General features: G+C 44.3%; 13 protein-coding genes, 1 tRNA gene and 1 pseudogene. 10 read left to right on the top strand and 5 right to left on the bottom strand.

What is annotated here, in order from left to right; translation table 11 throughout:
* Positions 1-42 precede the first annotated feature (42 nt).
* Positions 43-2,682 carry a WG repeat-containing protein gene (locus AC2D6U_RS13205; protein WP_484721458.1) on the top strand — a complete coding sequence of 880 codons (2,640 nt, stop codon included), beginning with the start codon at positions 43-45 and terminating at the stop codon, positions 2,680-2,682.
* Positions 2,683-2,697: 15 nt separating this feature from the next.
* Positions 2,698-4,323, top strand: coding sequence for an alkaline phosphatase PafA (pafA, locus tag AC2D6U_RS13200; protein ID WP_484721457.1), 1,626 nt, complete (start codon positions 2,698-2,700; stop codon positions 4,321-4,323).
* Positions 4,324-4,383: 60 nt separating this feature from the next.
* Here the strand turns inward: pafA and AC2D6U_RS13195 are convergent, their stop codons facing one another.
* The gene (locus AC2D6U_RS13195) at positions 4,384-7,956 is read right to left on the bottom strand and encodes an ABC transporter permease/M1 family aminopeptidase (protein WP_484721456.1); all 3,573 of its coding nucleotides are present in this window, start codon (positions 7,954-7,956) and stop codon (positions 4,384-4,386) included.
* 9 nt (positions 7,957-7,965) lie between these two features.
* Entirely contained in the window at positions 7,966-8,847 is an 882-nt protein-coding gene (locus tag AC2D6U_RS13190; protein ID WP_484721455.1) for an ABC transporter ATP-binding protein, read from the bottom strand.
* A 201-nt stretch (positions 8,848-9,048) separates the two neighbouring features.
* Between AC2D6U_RS13190 and AC2D6U_RS13185 the strand changes: the two genes are divergently transcribed.
* Positions 9,049-9,122, top strand: a tRNA-Ala gene (locus AC2D6U_RS13185).
* A gap of 30 nt (positions 9,123-9,152) precedes the next feature.
* On the opposite strand, the gene AC2D6U_RS13180 is transcribed toward AC2D6U_RS13185, so the two are convergent.
* On the bottom strand, positions 9,153-9,620 hold the full coding sequence (locus AC2D6U_RS13180) for a C40 family peptidase (RefSeq protein ID WP_484721454.1): 468 nt from the start codon (positions 9,618-9,620) through the stop codon (positions 9,153-9,155).
* Between the two features lie 92 nt (positions 9,621-9,712).
* Here AC2D6U_RS13180 and AC2D6U_RS13175 point away from each other — a divergent pair, with 92 nt between their 5' ends.
* Both AC2D6U_RS13175 and AC2D6U_RS13170 read left to right on the top strand, forming a co-directional pair.
* Entirely contained in the window at positions 9,713-10,375 is a 663-nt protein-coding gene (locus tag AC2D6U_RS13175; RefSeq protein ID WP_484721453.1) for a CAP domain-containing protein, read from the top strand.
* A gap of 6 nt (positions 10,376-10,381) precedes the next feature.
* Entirely contained in the window at positions 10,382-10,978 is a 597-nt protein-coding gene (locus AC2D6U_RS13170; RefSeq protein ID WP_484721452.1) for a hypothetical protein, read from the top strand.
* Between the two features lie 78 nt (positions 10,979-11,056).
* Here the strand turns inward: AC2D6U_RS13170 and dnaK are convergent, their stop codons facing one another.
* Positions 11,057-12,961, bottom strand: coding sequence for a molecular chaperone DnaK (gene dnaK / locus AC2D6U_RS13165; RefSeq protein ID WP_484721451.1), 1,905 nt, complete (start codon positions 12,959-12,961; stop codon positions 11,057-11,059).
* Positions 12,962-13,101: 140 nt separating this feature from the next.
* Here dnaK and AC2D6U_RS13160 point away from each other — a divergent pair, with 140 nt between their 5' ends.
* The 5 genes and pseudogenes from AC2D6U_RS13160 (at position 13,102) to AC2D6U_RS13140 (ending at position 18,405) form a co-directional block, all read left to right on the top strand.
* Positions 13,102-13,989, top strand: coding sequence for a lysophospholipid acyltransferase family protein (locus AC2D6U_RS13160; protein WP_484721450.1), 888 nt, complete (start codon positions 13,102-13,104; stop codon positions 13,987-13,989).
* Between the two features lie 62 nt (positions 13,990-14,051).
* Complete coding sequence (locus AC2D6U_RS13155) at positions 14,052-15,632, top strand: peptide chain release factor 3 (protein ID WP_484721449.1); 1,581 nt, start codon at positions 14,052-14,054, stop codon at positions 15,630-15,632.
* Positions 15,632-16,357 carry an RluA family pseudouridine synthase gene (locus AC2D6U_RS13150; protein WP_484721448.1) on the top strand — a complete coding sequence of 242 codons (726 nt, stop codon included), beginning with the start codon at positions 15,632-15,634 and terminating at the stop codon, positions 16,355-16,357. Before AC2D6U_RS13155 ends, AC2D6U_RS13150 begins: the two co-directional genes overlap by 1 nt.
* Positions 16,358-16,496: 139 nt before the next feature.
* A pseudogene (locus AC2D6U_RS13145) lies at positions 16,497-17,679 on the top strand (pyridoxal phosphate-dependent aminotransferase).
* Between the two features lie 39 nt (positions 17,680-17,718).
* On the top strand, positions 17,719-18,405 hold the full coding sequence (locus AC2D6U_RS13140; protein ID WP_484721447.1) for a hypothetical protein: 687 nt from the start codon (positions 17,719-17,721) through the stop codon (positions 18,403-18,405).
* A gap of 407 nt (positions 18,406-18,812) precedes the next feature.
* Here AC2D6U_RS13140 and atpC read toward each other — a convergent pair whose 3' ends face one another.
* Positions 18,813-19,061 (bottom strand): ATP synthase F1 subunit epsilon, encoded by a 249-nt coding sequence (atpC, locus tag AC2D6U_RS13135; protein WP_484721446.1) that lies wholly within the window; start codon positions 19,059-19,061, stop codon positions 18,813-18,815.
* Positions 19,062-19,065 lie beyond the last annotated feature (4 nt).

Below are 19,065 nucleotides of genomic sequence, written 5' to 3'. Positions count from 1 at the left end.
TTTTGACTATGCATTGATTAAGTTTGCAGGCCTAAAGAATTGATGGTGAGGGGAAAGCTGATCTTTACACTGACGACATTATTTTTCGTTACTTTTTGGAATGTTGAAATTCCCAAAAGGGCTTTCCGCCTATATGAAAAAGGGGATTTTGAAAAAACCATCGAGTTGCTTCAACGGTCACTCGAAAAAGACAGCATCAACCCAGCCTCTCATTTGTTGTATGCCCGCCTTTATACCGACACGGCCTTTGTAGGATACCATGTCGATTCCGCCTATAAATCGATCAATCGATCGATCACACAATTCGCATTCATCGAAGAAGTCGATGACTTCGAAGATTTGGCTGAATATGGCGTTACCCAAGAACAGCTGGAGCTCAAAAAGGATGAAATCGATAGCCTGAAATTCGAACTGGTGAAGGCGCAACACACGCTTGAAGCCTACAATGTATTCATGAAGGTTCATGCTGATGCCGAGCAAGTGCCTGAAGCCAAAAAGAGACGTGATCGAATCGCCTTTGAACAGGCTAGTCAAATGAACATCTGGCAAAGTTACCGGTCCTTCATGGATGAGTATCCAAGCGCCGAAGATTATGCAGTTGCAGATAGCCTGTACAAGCTTTTGATCTACCAAGACCTGACAGAAGACAACACCCTCAAAAGCTATGTTGACTTTCTCGAGAGCTATCCTCAATCACCTTATCGACCGAAAGTCGAAGAAGAGATTTACCGGTTAAGTACCGCTCAAAACACCATCGCCGCTTACACGGAATTTCTAAATCAATACCCGAACGATTCGCTTGCGGCCAAGATCTTGCCACGTGGCTACCACATCTTTAAAGGGGAATACGGATCGGAAGATTTCTTGTCTTATTTCAATATTCCCAGAAAGGCCGACTCCATCCGCAATTTGATCGAGCTTGAAAAAGGCTACTGGATCCCTAAGCTTGACAATGGCCGCTATACCTTTATCGACAAAAATGGGGAGGTAAAGCTCATCTCTTTATTTAGTGCACTTCCACCCAGCTACCTCTGTGACCCCATTGAAACCGACTTTATTTACGGTAGCATCAATGGCAATAAAAGAATTCAAGGACGCAACGGACGTATTATTTTCGAAGGCCAATTTGATGAGGCTTTGGATGCCAGCTACGGCTTCATTAAACTGAAAAGTGAGCGAGGTGAACAGCTCATCCATAAATCCGGTGAGGTCATTGTGAAGGACCCCCACCAAGAGATCACGGTGCTCTCAAATAGCTTCATCCGCCTGAAGCAAAATGACTTTTATGGCCTTACGTCGATCAATGGAATCAACTACCTCGAAATTGAATACAGTGCAATAGAGTGGTTTGAAGGCTACCTGTGGCTTCAAAAAGAAGAGGGCATTGCCCTGGTTCGACCCTCATATTTATACCCCAGCTTAACTGGGGAGTATGTCAATATTCCTTTCGAGTACGAGGACCTGGATGTTTTAGACAATGGCAGAATCTGGGCCTTAAAAAATGGAAAAGAAGGCGTATTGGATTCTGATCTGAAACAAATTATTCCTTTTGGGGACTACGAGATCTATGAAGAACCTTATGGCTGGAAGCTGATCTCTGAACAAGGAATTCAAGTCCTTCATGACAAGTTCGAAGAGCTCGCTGAACAACCCGTCATAGCGATTCAAGAAAATGACAAATGGCTTGCTACCAAGCAAGATATTGGCTGGACGCTCCGCGACCAGCTCGGCGACCTTCCTACCGAATCGTTTGATAGTCTATCCATTCTTGGAGAAAACATGGTCATGCTGTATCGGAATGACACAACATGGGCCCAATTCAAAAACGGCAACCGGATTCAAATTGAAAAAGAGTGGAAAGGACAACTCTTGGTACCTCAGAATTACATCAAAACAGGAGAAGCTGCTGTGCATGACTTCTACATGCTCTCAAACAACAAGAACTACAGGAGAATTTATAACGAGTGGGGCAAGGAGATCCTCTCTTCTACCTACAATGAAGTGACAGCACTAGACCCGAACATGTTGCGTTTACAAAAGAGAAATACGGCCCTGGTCGATAGCCTGGGTGTCTTCTTGCTCAATTTTGTTTACGATGCCGTGGGTTCGAACGAAAACGGATACCTGAGCATTTTAGATGCCGGCAAGGTAGGAATCATCAACCCTGCCAAACGCTTATTGATAAAGCCGAGTTACACTAAACTAATTGAACTATACAGCGACACGGTACTGGTGGCCAGTCAAGCCAAGTACAAAGGATTCATCAACAAACAGAACAAGCAGCTTTCCGCCTTCGATTTTGATGAAGTGAAGTACTGGAACGATACCGTGGCCTTGGTGCGCATTGAAGAGGAATGGATCTTTCATGATATCGCATCAGAAACTGCCCTTTACGAAGGCATGCTAGATTATGAGGTGCTGCGCAGGAACACTGAAGGGGCCCTCATTAAGGTGACCAAAGAAAGTGGCGTTGGTTTGTTCCATTCCACTAAAGGCGAGATCATCGAACCCACCTTCGATGATATCAAGGTATTGGGCTCGGAAAGTGACCCCATATTTTTTAGCTTGAAGATTGTGGAAGAAGCCGACCTCTATGTGGTCATCTATTACACGAAAAATGGTAATAAACTTTTTACACAAAGCCTTTCACGAGAAGACTATTTTAAAATAGCTTGCAATTAGCATTAACAATTTCCCATGAAAAGATCAATCCTATTCCTAGTCATGATGAGCTTCGGCATGTTAAGTTTCGGACAATCCGAAAAGCCCAAACTGATCGTTGGCATCGTTGTCGATCAGATGAAACAAGAATACCTCTGGCGTTTTTATGATGACTTTGGTGACGATGGCTTCAAACGCATGGTGGAAGGTGGCTTCATGGCCAAAAATGCGCATTACAACTACGCCTCCACCAGTACAGGGCCAGGCCATGCGTCCATTTATACAGGCACCACACCCTCTGTCCATGGTATTGTGAATAACCAATGGTATAGTCCAGTTTGGGGAAGGTCCGTCTATTGTGCAGAAGATACCATGGTCACAAATGTTGGAGGTAGCGAAAGAGCAGGGAATATTTCACCTTCCAACTTATATAGTAGCACCATTACGGATGAGCTGAAGCTGTTTACTCAAAAACAAGGAAAAGTGATCGCTATGTCCATTAAAGACAGAGGCTCCGCTTTACCCGGCGGCCACCTCTCTGATGGATCCTATTGGTATGATTCAAATACAGGGCAGTTCATGACCTCTACCTATTACATGGAAGAACTTCCCAAATGGGTAGAACGCTTCAACGAAAAAGACCTTGCTCGTAAATACCTGACGGACACATGGGAGCTGGCTAAAAATGAAAAAGAGTACCAAGAAAGTGGAGAAGACAATTCACCTTATGAAAGTGGGTTTAGAGGGAAAGAGACGCCTACCTTTCCTTACAACTTGGCAGAGCTGAACGGGGAAAATGGAGGTTATGGCATGCTACCGAGCACTCCGTATGGCAATACGATCTTGGCTGATTTGGCCATAGAAGCCCTTGATGGAGAAAAACTGGGTAAGGATGAGGTCACTGATTTTTTAGCCGTCAGCTTTTCCTCTACGGATTACATTGGACATAATTTTGGACCCCAATCCAAAGAAGTACAAGACACCTACATCCGATTAGACAAAGAGCTAGCTCGCCTATTTAAAGAATTGGATAGCAAAGTTGGTGCTGGTGAATACGTGGTCTTCTTGAGTGCAGATCACGGTGTCGCAGAAAACTCACTTCGCATGAAAAACGACGGGTTCAAAGCCGACAATTTCAACAATCGAAACTTTGCTATTTTCATCCAGCAGGCCTTCAACGAACGCTTTGGCGAAGAAAAATGGTTCACCGTGGCAGGAGGAACCGACTTGTTTTTAAATCATGAGTTGATCGAAGAAAAAGGGCTAGACCTTTACGAAATGCAGCTATTTGGCGCACAAACCGCCATGAAATTCGATGGGGTTCATTTGGCCATGACGGGTACTGATCTGCTGAGAAATAGCCAAAACGAGCAACTAAGACAATTGATGCAAAACTCTTATCACCCAAAAGAGTCGGGCGATATCAAGCTCATCTATCAACCTGCCTGGCAAGGGGGAAGAGCTAAAGGAACCGGACATGGCAATGCCTGGTCCTACGATACCCATATTCCGATAATCTTTTACGGTTGGGGAGTAAATCCAGGAAGTACCTCCGTTCGGAAAATTGCCATCACTGACATCGCGCCTACCATCAGCATGTTGATGAATATGCGCTTAACCAATGGCAATACGGGGCTCCCGATTCACGAAGCCCTGAAATAGCAGTAAAAAAGCCTTGAGTGTACTCAAGGCTTTTTTACTTCCACAACATTCCGATGGCCTCTATTCCTTCTCCGTGACACGCTTGACATTATCGGAGTACACCCGTTCTATCAATATCCGACGCGGGTCAATAGCCACTTTTACTGGTTTTTGATCCAATTCAAAAGACATTTCAAAATTGGTCTGATCGAACTTCACGCGTTGCTCCATGATCAATTCCTTTTCCTCGTCATCGGCATAGAACCCGATATCTACCCAATCATTCCAATCGATTCGGGTCTCATTACCAAGGGTATCGGCACGTACTTTATAAGCCTCTATCTCTACATTCACCTTGAACTTGCCATTTGGCAACTCTTCGGACTGCGCCGACATCAACCGATTATCGTATAGCGTAATCTGTTTGAACCAGTCTTCGATCAGGTAGTGCAATGAATCCGGCACTTCAGGCGTTAAATAATCCAAGAAATCCAGAGATGTAGGGTATGGCGTGGAGTACTTGAATTCCTCTAAAAAGTTGCGCAAGGCCTTATTCACCTTGTCTTCACCAATGTAATCTTGCAGTGCATATAAGATCACAGAGCCTTTGCCATAATGAATGTAGGATTGATTCTCTACTTTATAGAGAGGCAGTTCTTTGATGCGTTCAGCACTTCTTCCCTGCAAGTAGCGGTCCAGGTCATACTTTAAAAAGTCCTTCATTTTGACTGGACCCACTTGCTGTTTCATCACCATTAATGACGAATACTCCGAGAAGCTTTCGGTGAGCATGGTTCCTCCCTGCATGTTGGCTGAAACCTCTTGATGTGCCCACCACTGATGTGCCATCTCATGGGCGATCACCGCATCGATCACGTTATTGTCATCAGCATCCTCTAGGTCAATGATAAAGCCAAAACTCTCGGAATACGGCATGGTGCCCGGAAAAGCCTGTGCAAAAGTAGAATAGCGGGGAAATTCGATGATCCTTGCCTGCTTGTGATAATAAGGACCAAAATTCTCTGTGTAATACGTAAGCGACTTTTCTACCGCTTCTAACATCATATCAATGTTATAAGCATGTTTTTTATCATAGTAGATCTCAATGTCAACGCCATTCCATTGCTTTCTTGCCACTTCAAAACGGGCAGAAATAAAGGCAAAGAAATTCTGGGAAGGGTGGTCTACTTGGTAGCGATAATAATTTCTTTCACCCTCCTTCCACTGCTCGATCAAAGAACCCGGTGCTATGGCCAACTGATCTTCCGAAGTTGAGATGACCGTTTCTACCTCTACCCAATCCGACTTCCCATCACTCAAGTAATTGACCTCACAGAGCGGCCCACAATCTTCCAGCAGCTTCGGCGTCCTGACCTTCTCAGGCAATTCATACTCTTTGCGCTTGTCTTTATCGAACAATTCTAAATTGGCATTGTAGCCAAAGGAAGGAAGGATTGAAAAATTATTCAGGAACGTACCATTCTCCACAACACTTAAGTTGCTGACTTCATTTTCAAATCCATCGGTGATGTATGCAGCAGTTACTGTTATCGGTAAAGTATCACCGGGCAACATAGGCCTTGCAAGTGAGTAGATCTGATAACCCAATTCCTTGTCATCCAAGACCAATTCACTTTCCTCGATTATTACTGCATGATTCCAATCTTCAGACACCGTAAAATGTAGGGAATCGATGGCTTCATTTGTGGTATTTACCAGTTGGATGGCCACTTCCGCTTTGACATCCCGATCTTTCGGGAAGATGTCAATCGCGTAGGCCGCATTCACCAATTTGGGTTGAGCGGTCTTTTCGTACTTCTTGTATGCTTTTTCATAGGCAACTGCCCGTTTCTCTCGGTCATCTGCACTCGTTACTTCATGCAATACATGCACATTGTAATAAACAAAAGAGGCGATACCCAACCATAGCATGGCGAACACCATCACATAGATCCGGTAAGAACCACTAAAATTCTTTTTCGCCAGCTTCCACACCTCTTTTCCTGAAATTTGTCCTCTCCTTACGAATAAAGCAGCAGATAGTAGAAGCAATACGCCAAAGGATATCCAATAGGCATTGAACCACAAATTACTGGTTACTGCTGGCCCAAAACCATTCATGTCAGAATACTGCATGCTCGGGGTACTACCTATAGACAGCATATTGGAATTCAAATCGAACACCAACCACAGCAGATCGACAACAAATAAGTAGAGAATAGAAACGAAGTAACCAATGTATTTATGGTTAACCAATACCTGTATGAAGACCAGCAAGGTACATGTGACTAGATAAAGGGGTAGGTAGTTGTAGAAAAAATCTCCAAGATAAACATCCAACTCAAATTGGGTATAGCCATTGAGCAGCTGATATCCCATGCCCACCAGAATATTGAATAAGTAAAGTCCACAAGCAAGAACAAATAAGGCAAGGGTCTTAGCTATCAAGGCAGGCATCGCGTTGTGCGGAGTAGCATCTATGACCTCCGCAATTTTACTTTCTCGTGCACGCCAAACTAGTTCCCCACTAAAAAATACTAAGATGATGATGACAAAAAGCGAAGACCCTGCCCCTACTACATCAACCATTTTATAGGTGACCGGATATGATTGCAAACCAAAATATTCAAATCCACCACTGAGGTTGGCAACAGTTAGCACCAACATAAAGATGAACAGAATGACGAAGGTGGTGCTTCGCAGCATACTGACAAAATCTACGGTAAAGAAGCTCTTAAATTGCCCCCATGCTGTTTGTGCATTGAATAGCTGGCTAATTTCTGGTTTATTGAAAACCTCGCTGACCACAGGAGCCTGCTCAGCTTTCTTTTTCTTTCGTCCACCTTGAGTCTTAAAGTTAAAACTCAAGTAGGAGACGAGTAGAATGACCACGGAAAGCCCCGTATAGATCAAGCGATTCGTCAATAACAACCCACTAAAGCCGGGAGATACAGTATTCTTTTCGGCTGGGGTGAAGTACTTGGTCTCAATGCTGTATGTTCTGATACCAAAAGGATCAGAAAGCGCACCAATAACCTCATTTTCAATATCCGAAAGTAAGGTGCCCGAAATGATATACCCCATCATGACAACGATGACGCCAACGAAAGAGATCACCGTACTTCGCCATTTATTGGCTAAAGAATAGGTAATAGCCCCGGCCAATAACATATTGGGGAAAATGAACAAAAGAAATGTATTGATGTAGGCTCCAAAATTGAGTGGCCCTACAGCATCGGGTTGAATCCAACCGGCAGGTACACCTACTCCAATACCAAACAGTAGCCCAAAATAAATTCCGCAAAGGGGCACGCAAGAGAGGATCAAGGCACCACAAAAACGCCCAAAGTAATAACCAAATTTACTCAGCGGTGTACTGAATAAGATCTCATTGAACCCATACTTAAAATCCCTTAACGCTGCATTGTTAAAGAAAGCCGCAGCGATGAGTAGTCCAAAAATGGAAAGCGTGGTCACATAATTCGCAAGTGCAAAGGGTGAGTTTTCATTGACATTCCCCACAGCACCACCAATTTGAACAAATTCGCTTGTCACTGCTCCAAAAACAAGGAGCGCCATGACCACGAAAAAAATATAGACCATGGGTCGTGTAAAACCATGGGCTAACTCTTTTGAAAAGAAGGTCAAAAACATGGCGATCAATTAAAGGGTTGCGGTTTGTTGAATTTTCGAAAAGAAGACATCCTCTAAACTCGGTGCTACCTGTTTAAACCCTTCTCCCGGACTTGATTCTCCCAGCACATGAATGATGGGTTTACCCGCAACCATTTTGTTGGAGATAATGCTAAACGACTCTTCATAATGAGTAAGCTCAGATCGTTCGATCACCTTCTCCCAGACCATTCCATTGAGCTCTTCAAGTACCTTGATTGGAGAGCCTTTATACACCAGCTGCCCTTCATTCATGATGGCCATGTCTGTACATAATTCTTTCACATCATCCACGATGTGCGTCGACAGGATGACAATTACCTCTTCCCCTACTTCGGCCAGCAAATTATGAAAGCGATTTCGCTCTCCGGGATCTAATCCGGCCGTGGGCTCATCTACGATGATCAGCTTAGGGTCACCGATCAGAGCCTGGGCAATGCCCACGCGCTGCTTCATCCCTCCTGAAAAGCTTTTGACACTTTTGTCGCGCTGACGATAAAGATTGACCTTGTCTAACAGGTATTTCACCAGCTGTTTTCTTTCCTTGGCGTTGCCTATGCCCTTTAGAATGGCCATATGATCGAGCAACTGGCTTGCGGTAATCCGAGGGTACACCCCAAACTCTTGCGGCAGATACCCCAATACCTGGCGTAAGGCTTTGGGGTTCTTGATGACATCAAGGTCGTCGAGCATGATGCTGCCGCTGTCGGCCTCTTGCAGGGTTGCAATGGTGCGCATGAGGGAAGATTTCCCGGCTCCATTCGGCCCTAAAAGGCCAAACATGCCGTTAGCGATTTCGATGGACACGTCATCCAATGCTTTTACGCCATTGGAGTAGGTCTTATTCAAATGGGAGATGGTTAATTTTGCCATGATGTAGCTGGTTTTTATGTGTTTATGAAAATAGCAGCATTGCCACAACGTAAGATAATAAAATTAAAGAATGGCGTATAATCAGGATAACCACAGCCTAGGGCAGGTGAGATGAAACAAGCGTTCGGTTGAATTAGCGTTATTTATTTCAACCAATCAATTTCCTGAATTGATAGGAAGGATTATATTTGCACTCCTTTGGGGGGATTAGCTCAGCTGGCTAGAGCGCTACACTGGCAGTGTAGAGGTCACCGGTTCGACTCCGGTATTCTCCACAAAAGCCTTGCAGTCATGCAGGGCTTTTTTTATAAAACCCGTTTCGCTTTACGGTAACGCTTTTTATAGTATTCGGAGTTTAAGCTACTTTCTGTGACACCGAGTGAGGTAGAAGCATGGATAAACTTGACCTCACCTCCTTTTGCCGAAGACACAATGCCTGCGTGGTTGATCTCCCGTTTCTTATCTCCTGTTGCGAAAAACACAATGTCCCCCACCTTCAGGTTACTTTTACTGATGCGTTCTCCCTCTTTAGATTGCTCCTCCGATGTTCTCGGCAAATTGATCTTGGCGGCTTTGTAGGAATGATACACCAAGGCCGAACAGTCTATCCCAGCCCTTGTAGTACCACCATATTTGTAAGGTGTACCAATGTAAGATTTGGCAGTAGCTACGGCGACATCAGCCCGCTTCATACGAGACATGCCCGAGCATCCAGAAAGTAAAACAAGTAAAAAAAGGCCAAGCACAAGCTGGTGCTTTGTATGGATATGCATAATCAAGAGTAGTTAGGTTAAACAAAAATAAGATTTTTGAAGGATTTTAAAACTTAATCAGCTGAAAGCATGCGAATTGCGTACATTGGTGCATGCGTTTGCGTCTCTTTTTGATTACTTCCTTATGCCTGTCATCTTTTCTTCCTTCAACTGCCCAAAGCAAATGGAAAGACAAGTATTACTCGGAATTAAGCACAGACAACTTCAGAGACTTTAAGGCATTCAATCGTCCGATCAACCTCAAAAAGCCAAATTACCAACTGATCAATGCGGCCGTTTATTTTGTCAGCAACGAGGCCAGAGTAGAGCATGGGGTGAAGCCACTGGCCTACCAAGAAAATCTAGAGATCATGGCCTGGCATCATTCGCAGAGCATGGGAAAAGACGACTTCTTCGATCATTCCAACCCCAAAAGAAAAAAAAGAGCTCGTGTTACCCAGCGAGCCGACTTGGCAGGAATTAAAAACCCTCGCGTGTCTGAAAATATTACGGCCATCGGTGGCGTTCTATTTGCAACCTATTTAGACCTTGCTGATGCCATTGTCGACAACTGGATCAACTCTCCTCCCCATCGCCAAACGCTTTATTCGGAAGATGCCTTGGAATTGGGTTGTGGGGTGTATTATTTCGAAGGCCTTTGGCAAAAGAACAAAGACATCTATAAACAAGGTGGTGGCTTTTGGTTGGCCACCCAAAACTTTCAATCGTTTACAAATGTTGAAAGCAAATCGTCAAAGGACAAAAGACCTAATTAAACTAAAATGAAAAAACTGTTTACGTTACTATTTCTTGTTTGCTTCGCTTCGCAGATGCACGCCCAACAACTCTCCAAAACGGATAGCGACCTCATAGACAAAAAAGTCGATGTCTTCTTGGGCATGATGGGCGACAAGAATTACACCGGTGTACTCAACTTGATGTATCCCAAATTCTTTGAGCACACGCCAAAAGCACAAATATTTCAGGTTTTTCAGCTGATGCAGCAAGCAGGAATTGACCTTAAGTTCAATGATTTTGAGGTGATGAACAAAGAATTTATTCCTTCTAATGACAAGAACAAATATGCCTTGATCCAATACAAGATGGATCTCGAATTGCCATTGAACACTGAGGAATTGAAGAGTATGGCTTCTTTGATGGTGCCTATGATCGAGCAGACCTTTGGCAAATCGAATGTTGAGTATAACCAATCAGCCAGTTATGTACGTGTCAATGCCGAACGCTACCTGATCGGTATTGAAGATGCTGCTTTTGGCAACGACTGGCTCTTTTTGATCTATGATTCCAGCTTCAGATCTTCCCTGGAAAAAACATTGCCTGCCGAGGTAAATAAAGTAGCTGCTGCAAAAGCTTACTAAGCAAAAAATTTCAAGTCCATAAAAAAACCCTGATCTCGAAGTTTCGATCTCAGGGTTTTTATTTATGATCAGGGAGGATTACTTCACCTCCTCGTATTCGACATCAGAGACATCGTCTCCACCTTCGGCTTTGCTTTCAGCACCCGCTTCAGCACCTGGTTGTTCACCTGCTTCACCTTGTGCGGCGTACATTTCCTGTGCAGCACCTTCCCACGCCTTATTCAACGCTTCCACTGCAGGGTCAATGGCCTCCAAGTCTTGCTTCTGGTGAACCTCTTTCAAATGAGCCAAGGCCTCTTCAATCGGTTTTTTATTTCCATCAGAAAGCTTCTCACCATATTCTTTCAGCTGCTTTTCTGTTTGGAACATCAAAGAGTCGGCAGTATTTAATTTTTCTACTTTTTCCTTCTCCTTCTTATCTGCTTCAGCATTGGCCTCAGCTTCTTGCTTCATCTTTTCGATTTCCTCATCTGTCAAACCAGAAGAAGCTTCGATTCTGATGTTTTGCTCTTTTCCTGTTCCTTTGTCTTTGGCAGACACATTCATGATTCCGTTCGCATCAATATCAAAGGTCACTTCAATTTGAGGCACTCCTCTTGGTGCTGGTGGAATATCACTCAGGTGGAAACGTCCAATGGTTCGGTTGTCCTTGGCCATAGGGCGCTCTCCTTGCAAGACGTGAATCTCTACAGAGGGCTGGTTGTCAGCCGCAGTTGAGAACACTTCCGATTTTTTGGCAGGAATAGTCGTGTTAGACTCGATCAATTTGGTGAATACACCACCCATTGTTTCGATACCCAGTGAAAGCGGAGTAACGTCCAATAACAAGACATCTTTTACTTCACCAGTCAACACACCCCCTTGAATCGCTGCACCAATGGCAACCACCTCATCAGGGTTTACTCCTTTTGACGGTTTCTTACCGAAGAATTTTTCAACCTCTTCCTGGATTTTAGGAATACGAGTTGAACCACCGACCAAGATCACCTCATCGATGTCTGAAATGGTGTAGTTCGCGTCTTCGAGCGCCTTTTTAACAGGTGCCATTGATCTTTTGACCAAGTTATCTGCTAATGACTCGAATTTTGCTCTTGACAAGGTTCTCACCAAGTGCTTTGGTACACCATCAACCGGCATGATATACGGTAGGTTGATCTCTGTTGACGTAGAAGAAGAAAGCTCTACTTTGGCTTTTTCTGCAGCTTCTTTCAAACGCTGCAATGCCATCGGATCTTTGGTCAAGTCTAATCCTTCATCCTTTTTGAACTCGTCAGCCAACCAGTCAATGATGACTTGGTCAAAATCATCACCACCCAGGTGCACATCACCGTTGGTCGATTTTACCTCAAAAACACCATCACCTAGCTCAAGAATGGAGATATCAAATGTACCTCCACCAAGGTCATAAACAGCGATCTTTTGGTCTTTGTCCTTTTTATCCAAACCGTAAGCCAAGGAAGCGGCAGTCGGTTCGTTAATGATACGTTTCACTTCAAGTCCTGCGATCTGACCTGCTTCTTTCGTTGCTTGTCTTTCTGCATCATTGAAGTAGGCAGGTACAGTAATTACTGCTTCTGTTACCTCAGTGCCTAAATAGTCTTCTGCTGTTGCCTTCATTTTCTGAAGGATCATAGCAGACAGCTCCTGTGGAGTATAGTTTCTGTCACCGATCTTGACGCGAACGGTGTCATTATTTCCTTTTTCAACTGTATATGCAATCCCTCTCAGCTCTTCCGACACATTACTGTGTTTCTTACCCATGAATCGCTTCACTGAGCTGATGGTGTTTTGCGGATTTGTGATTGCCTGACGCTTTGCAGGATCACCCACTTTTCTTTCTCCATTACCATTATCCAAGAAAGCCACAATTGAAGGCGTAGTTCTTCTACCTTCGCTATTTGGAATAACGACAGGCTCATTACCCTCCATCACGGCTACACATGAATTGGTCGTTCCTAAGTCAATGCCAATTATTTTTCCCATGATCTATTACTAAATATTTTAATTTCAATGTTACATCGACTGTTAAACAACGAATGTGCCAAAGGATTTTTAATGACAATTGGTGACAGTTTGTCAGAAAATCAGTGCTATTATTGCTGAACGGCTGACAAAGTCTACTTTTGTATCCGATTAGCGTCATGGCGATTCTCTATTATTTACTCATCAAACCACTTTCTTTGCTGCCCTGGAGGGCGCTCTATTTCATTTCTGATTGTCTCTATTGGATCGTATATAAACTGTTTAAGTACAGAACTCAAGTAGTTAATGCCAACCTTAGAAATTCCTTACCAGACAGAACCACAAAAGAAATTGCTGAAATCAGAGATAGGTTTTACCATCATTTCTTCGATATCATCGTTGAGAGCATTAAGCTGTTTAGTGCCCGTTCCGAAGAAATTATGGCCAGAATGGAAGTCACTAATCCTGAACTCTTGGATGCCTACTATGCACAAAGAAGAGATCTTGTCATCTGTGGAGGACATTATTCGAACTGGGAATTTGTTACCCATGCATTTCCACCCAGAGTCAAACACCAAATGTCTGCCATTTATCATCAGCTGAAGAATAAGTTCTTTGAAAAGATCATTCTGGAATCCAGAAGTAGAGGAGGCACCTTGATGGTATCCCGCAAACAAACAAGAGACGGTTACTATGATACGGTTACTGAACCGATAGGCATCATCTTCGGGACAGATCAATCGCCCTCAATAGCGAAAAAAGTGTATTGGACAACCTTTCTTGGACAGGAAACCGCCGTGGCCTTTGGTGCAGAAAAATTCGCTAAAGAGCGCAATGCTGTTGTGATCTGGGGAGACAATGAAAAACTCGGCCGAGGTAAATTCAGCGTAACCTTTAAGGTGTTGACCGAGAGTCCACTAGATGAGCCTCATGGGCGCATATCAGAACTTCACGTTGCGGCATTAGAAAAGCAGATTTTAAAAGCTCCTGCCTATTGGCTGTGGACGCACAAGAGATGGAAGCGGAAACGCAAGCCAGGCGAAGAGTAAGTCTTTTTGAATTGGGCTAGACTGGTTATTTGAGTACTTTTGCAGCTCAATTACTAAGGAGGATGAATCTAGCTGAGCAGATCGAAAAACGCAGGACTTTTGGTATCATTAGTCACCCCGATGCCGGGAAAACCACACTAACGGAGAAACTATTACTTTTCGGGGGTGCCATCCAAAAGGCCGGTGCGGTCAAATCCAATAAGATCGACATGCACGCACGCTCTGACTGGATGGAGATCGAGAAGCAGCGTGGTATTTCTGTGGCCACCTCCGTCATGGCATTTGAATACGAAGGCTCCAAGATCAATTTGCTGGATACTCCCGGTCACCAGGATTTTGCTGAAGATACCTATCGCACACTGACAGCGGTGGACTCCGTGATCATGGTGATCGATTGTGTCAAGGGAGTCGAGATGCAGACAGAAAAGCTCATGGAAGTGTGTCGCATGCGCAGTACTCCTGTCATCTCCTTCATTAACAAATTAGATCGCGAAGGGCGTGATCCATACGACTTGTTGGATGAAATTGAAGACAAGCTGGGCATCAATGTGCATCCACTTAGTTGGCCCATTGGCATGGGGAAAGACTTTAGAGGCGTTTACAGCTTATACGACCGAAGTTTGCGACTCTTCAAAGCCAAACAACAACAATTGCATGAAGAAGCGACCCGTTTCGAAGACATTTCAAGTCCAGCACTAGAAAAATTTGTAGGAGCAGCTCATGCCAAGCAATTGCGTGAAGATGTTGAAATGCTCCTGGACCTTTATGGAGAGCTTGACGTTAACGCCTATCTGAATGGTGACGTGGCGCCTGTTTTCTTCGGTTCTGCTGTGAATAACTTTGGAGTGAAGGAATTGCTGGACACCTTTTTAAAGATATCCCCCAATCCAAAGCCTCGGTTGCTCGATGATGACATGATCAAACCGACGCACGAAGAGTTTACCGGTTTCGTTTTTAAGATCCACGCCAACATGGACCCTAAGCACCGCAACCGCATCGCCTTTTTAAGGATCTGCTCAGGGAAATTTGAACGAGGAGCCAATTATTACCATACCCGGCAAGACAAAAAATTTAGAATTTCTCAAGCCACTGCCTTTATGGCGCAAGACAAGGAAACTGTCGACGAAGCCTGGCCAGGGGATATCATTGGCTTGTATGATACGGGGAATTTCAAGATCGGTGACACGCTAACACAAGGGGCTAAAGGGCAATATCGCGGCATTCCAAGCTTCTCACCTGAGATCTTTAGAGAGGTCATCAACAAGGACGCGATGAAAACCAAGCAGCTGGAAAAAGGCTTGGTGCAGCTTATGGACGAGGGAGTTGCCCAGCTGTTCAGCTTTGAGCTCGGAGCCAGGAAAGCGGTGGGCGTGGTCGGTCAACTACAATTCGAAGTGATACAATATCGGTTGAAACATGAATACGGTGCTACTGTTGAATTTGCCCCGATGCAACTCTACAAAGCCTGCTGGATCAGCTCTGAAAACCCGACCAAACTCGATGAATTCATACAGTCTAAGCAACGCCATATTGCCAGAGATAAGGACAATAAATTGGTTTTTATGGCTGAATCAAAAGGCTGGTTGCAGATGGTACAAGATAATTTTCCCGATATTGACTTCCACTTTACAAGCGAATTCTAATGGAACCGATCGTACAACCGCTATACGAAGACAATCACTTACTGATCGTCAATAAGCCGAGTGGCATTCTTGTTCAAGGAGATAAGACGGGTGATAAGACCTTAACTGACTATTGTAAAGACTACATCAAAGAAAAGTACAAGAAACCAGGGGCTGTCTTTCTTCATCCCGTCCATCGCTTGGATCGACCCGTTTCTGGCGTCTTGGTGTTTGCCAGAACCTCAAAAGGTCTGGAACGGATGAACAAGTTATTTGCCAGCCGCAAAGTGCAGAAAACCTATTGGGCTATTGTGAAAAATAGACCCGAGCAAAACAAAGGAAAACTGGTGAGCTGGTTAAAAAAGGACGGATCGAAAAACATCGTAACGGCTTATGCTGAATCTGTTGATGGTGCACAAAAAGCAGAGACCAATTTTCGGGTCATGGGTAAAATGAACGACCACTACATGATAGAAGTAGAACCGTTAACAGGCAGACCCCATCAGATCCGTGTCCACCTGTCGGAGTTTGGTTGTCCGATCAAAGGCGATCTACGTTATGGTTTTCCCAAACCCAACCCTGACAAAAGCATCAACCTCCATGCCCGTAAGCTTTATTTTGAACATCCGATCAAAAAAGAACCATTGATTGTTACTGCGGGCCTACCTCGGGATCAGTTCTGGGAACAATTCTTAGCCTTGGACAAAACCAAGATAAAGCCTAAGAACATTGATAAGATGTATTAAGGAGTCAGAAGTTTACGGTCGGGAGTCAGCAGAATTATATTGTGCATTGTTAATTGCGAATTTCCATGTAAGGCAATCGATTGAAGGCTTTTTGGGCAAAAGCTTTTCCATTTAAGATTGAAATACTTGAACTTCATGAATGCGCCAACCCATTGTCAGCCCGGGGGCTTCTGAGTTATCCTACGAAATTCGTGAGATCGTTAAAAAAGCCGATCAAGTTCAAGACTTAGGACACGCCATTTATTGGGAGAATATCGGTGATCCAATTCAAAAGAATTGGCAGATTCCGAGCTGGATCAAAGAGGTGATCGCCACCTTGGTCCATGAAGACAAAACGTACGGCTACTCGCATTCTATGGGGGAACGCCATATTCGTAAGTACCTCGCCGATCAAAACAATGCGCGATCAAGCACGAAACTCAGTGAAGACGACATCATTTTTTTCAATGGCCTTGGAGATGGCATAGCGACCCTTTACCAATTCATTAAGCCGGAATCTAGAATCATTGGGCCGTCGCCTGCCTATTCGACCCACAGCAGTGGCGAAGCTGCTCATGCCAATTCAGAAGCCCTGACCTACCCTTTAGATCCTGCCAATAAATGGTTGCCAGACCTTGACGAGCTCTATAACCAGGTACAATACAACCCGAACATTGTCGGTATTTTAGTGATCAATCCCGATAACCCGACAGGAATGGTCTATCCAAAAGAGGTGCTTCAGGACATCGTAAGCATAGCGCGCAAATTTGATCTTTTCCTGATCTTTGATGAGATCTACAGGTCTATCACCTACAATGGAGCAACCCACACTCCTCTTTCCGAAGTGATAGAGGATGTTCCTGGCATTTCCATGAAAGGGATATCAAAAGACTTGCCTTGGCCAGGCTCTCGCTGCGGATGGCTTGAGTTCTATAATCGAGGTTCCGATAGTCTGTTCAATAAACTCTTTCAAACCTTAGCCAACGCAAAAATGCTGGAGGTCTGCTCCACCACCTTACCTCAATTTCAATGAAACCTTTGGCGCTTTCTACAATACCATCATCTTCAAACCGTGGGTCCTCAGGGGCGAGCAGCAGCTTCAAGTAGAAGATCCTCAGCTCAAAAAGCTTTTAGCGAGTTGGCTGGAGGAAAAAAATATGAAAGCAGATAAACGCTTTGTTTACTATTTATTGGCTGCAAAACAGGTCTGTGTGGTGCCGATCTCTTCATTTAGCTCAGAGCTTTTAGGGTTCCGAGTCACTCTTCTGGAGGAAGATGAAGACATTTTAAGTCAAACCTTTCAACGCATCAATGAGGCCGTCATCGAATATTGCAACTCTTGATGTTGTTCACTTTATCTAGGTAAATCCTATCTTCATGTCATGAAGAAATTTCTCAAAGTCATTGGCATTCTATTCCTTGGTTTGATCGCTTTGGCCACCATTTTCTTTTTCATCTCTGATGAGGCCCTTCCTGAGGGCCAAGCTGGTGAAGAGGCGGATGCTCTCACCAAGGAGATGATGGCATCCCTCAATTACGAGGCATGGCAAGCCACAGATCAAGTCAGTTGGACCTTTCGTGGCCCACACCACTATGAGTGGAATAAGGCAGAAGATCTGGTGACGGTTCGATGGGATGATCATGAGGTCATTCTCAATACAGCGACCCAATCAGGTATCGTTTCGAATGGACAAAACTATGCCTATGCGGAAGTCAATGAACTCGTTCAAAAAGCCATTGATTTTTTCAACAACGACAGTTTTTGGTTGGCCGCTCCTTACAAAGCCTTTGACCCTGGTACGGAAAGAAGCCTCGTTGAATTGCCCGATGGTCGAAAAGGGCTAATGGTCACCTATACTTCTGGTGGATCCACACCTGGTGATTCTTATGTGTGGATCTTGGATGACAACTATCGACCTGTTGCCATCAAGATGTGGGTGCAGATTCTTCCGATTGGCGGACTAGAATTCACTTGGGAAAATTATAAGACGCTTTCCTCAGGCGCCATGATCGCGCAAGATCATAAGCTATTTCGTGGAATGAACGTTTCCCTGACGGATATCAAATGATCAGTTGAATAGCCCTTATACTTGCACTCGTTTGTAACGAGTGTGGTTTTATCGTACGCGATGTACACACGCATAGACTAAGGGAGATTCCCGCATACGCGGGAATGACGTTGAAAGTTTAACCAAAAGCTACCTCACATTCAGCCGATGTTGGTGTTGTCACCAACATCTTCATAGCTCGTTGGTGACAACACCAACGAGGGCGTCAAAGAATTAATTACCTTTCTATGGCTAGCACTCGTTTTTAGCGCCTGCAGCTTTAAAGTATGCTTCTCATACGCTTACTAAGTCAGAAAATGACTGAAACTGGAGGGTCCAACCACCCCCGGTGGTCGAAGACCAGAGGGGTATAAAAAAACCCTGACCTCTTTAGAGTGTCAGGGTTTCTATCGAAACGCTTAACCGTTCTAAGCTTCTATCACTGATTCAGCCAAAACCACTACTTTGTTATTGAGTACTTCGACTACACCCCCGTCGATCATTACTTTTTCTTCCTTTCCGGAAGCCATGATTCTCATCTCACCTTTACCCAAGGCAGAGATCATCGGGGCGTGATTGCTCAATACTTGAAATTCACCATCACTACCTGGAAAAGTCACCGCGGTGGCTTCCCCTTCGAATACTTTCTGATCTGGTGTTACAACTTCTAATAACATAAGC

The sequence above is a fragment of the Roseivirga sp. YIW32 genome, assembly GCF_057219245.1.
The sequence above is the reverse complement of the archived record's forward strand: the minus strand, read 5'-3'. Positions and strand labels throughout refer to the sequence as shown.

Bases quoted from the DNA above. Each gene is read 5' to 3' on its own strand.
- AC2D6U_RS13205 (WP_484721458.1), top strand. From the start codon at position 43: ATGGTGAGGGGAAAGCTGATCTTTACACTGACGACATTATTTTTCGTT.
- pafA (WP_484721457.1), top strand. From the start codon at position 2,698: ATGAAAAGATCAATCCTATTCCTAGTCATGATGAGCTTCGGCATGTTA.
- AC2D6U_RS13195 (WP_484721456.1), bottom strand. From the start codon at position 7,956: ATGTTTTTGACCTTCTTTTCAAAAGAGTTAGCCCATGGTTTTACACGA.
- AC2D6U_RS13190 (WP_484721455.1), bottom strand. From the start codon at position 8,847: ATGGCAAAATTAACCATCTCCCATTTGAATAAGACCTACTCCAATGGC.
- AC2D6U_RS13180 (WP_484721454.1), bottom strand. From the start codon at position 9,620: ATGCATATCCATACAAAGCACCAGCTTGTGCTTGGCCTTTTTTTACTT.
- AC2D6U_RS13175 (WP_484721453.1), top strand. From the start codon at position 9,713: ATGCGTTTGCGTCTCTTTTTGATTACTTCCTTATGCCTGTCATCTTTT.
- AC2D6U_RS13170 (WP_484721452.1), top strand. From the start codon at position 10,382: ATGAAAAAACTGTTTACGTTACTATTTCTTGTTTGCTTCGCTTCGCAG.
- dnaK (WP_484721451.1), bottom strand. From the start codon at position 12,961: ATGGGAAAAATAATTGGCATTGACTTAGGAACGACCAATTCATGTGTA.
- AC2D6U_RS13155 (WP_484721449.1), top strand. From the start codon at position 14,052: ATGAATCTAGCTGAGCAGATCGAAAAACGCAGGACTTTTGGTATCATT.
- AC2D6U_RS13150 (WP_484721448.1), top strand. From the start codon at position 15,632: ATGGAACCGATCGTACAACCGCTATACGAAGACAATCACTTACTGATC.
- AC2D6U_RS13140 (WP_484721447.1), top strand. From the start codon at position 17,719: ATGAAGAAATTTCTCAAAGTCATTGGCATTCTATTCCTTGGTTTGATC.
- atpC (WP_484721446.1), bottom strand. From the start codon at position 19,061: ATGTTATTAGAAGTTGTAACACCAGATCAGAAAGTATTCGAAGGGGAA.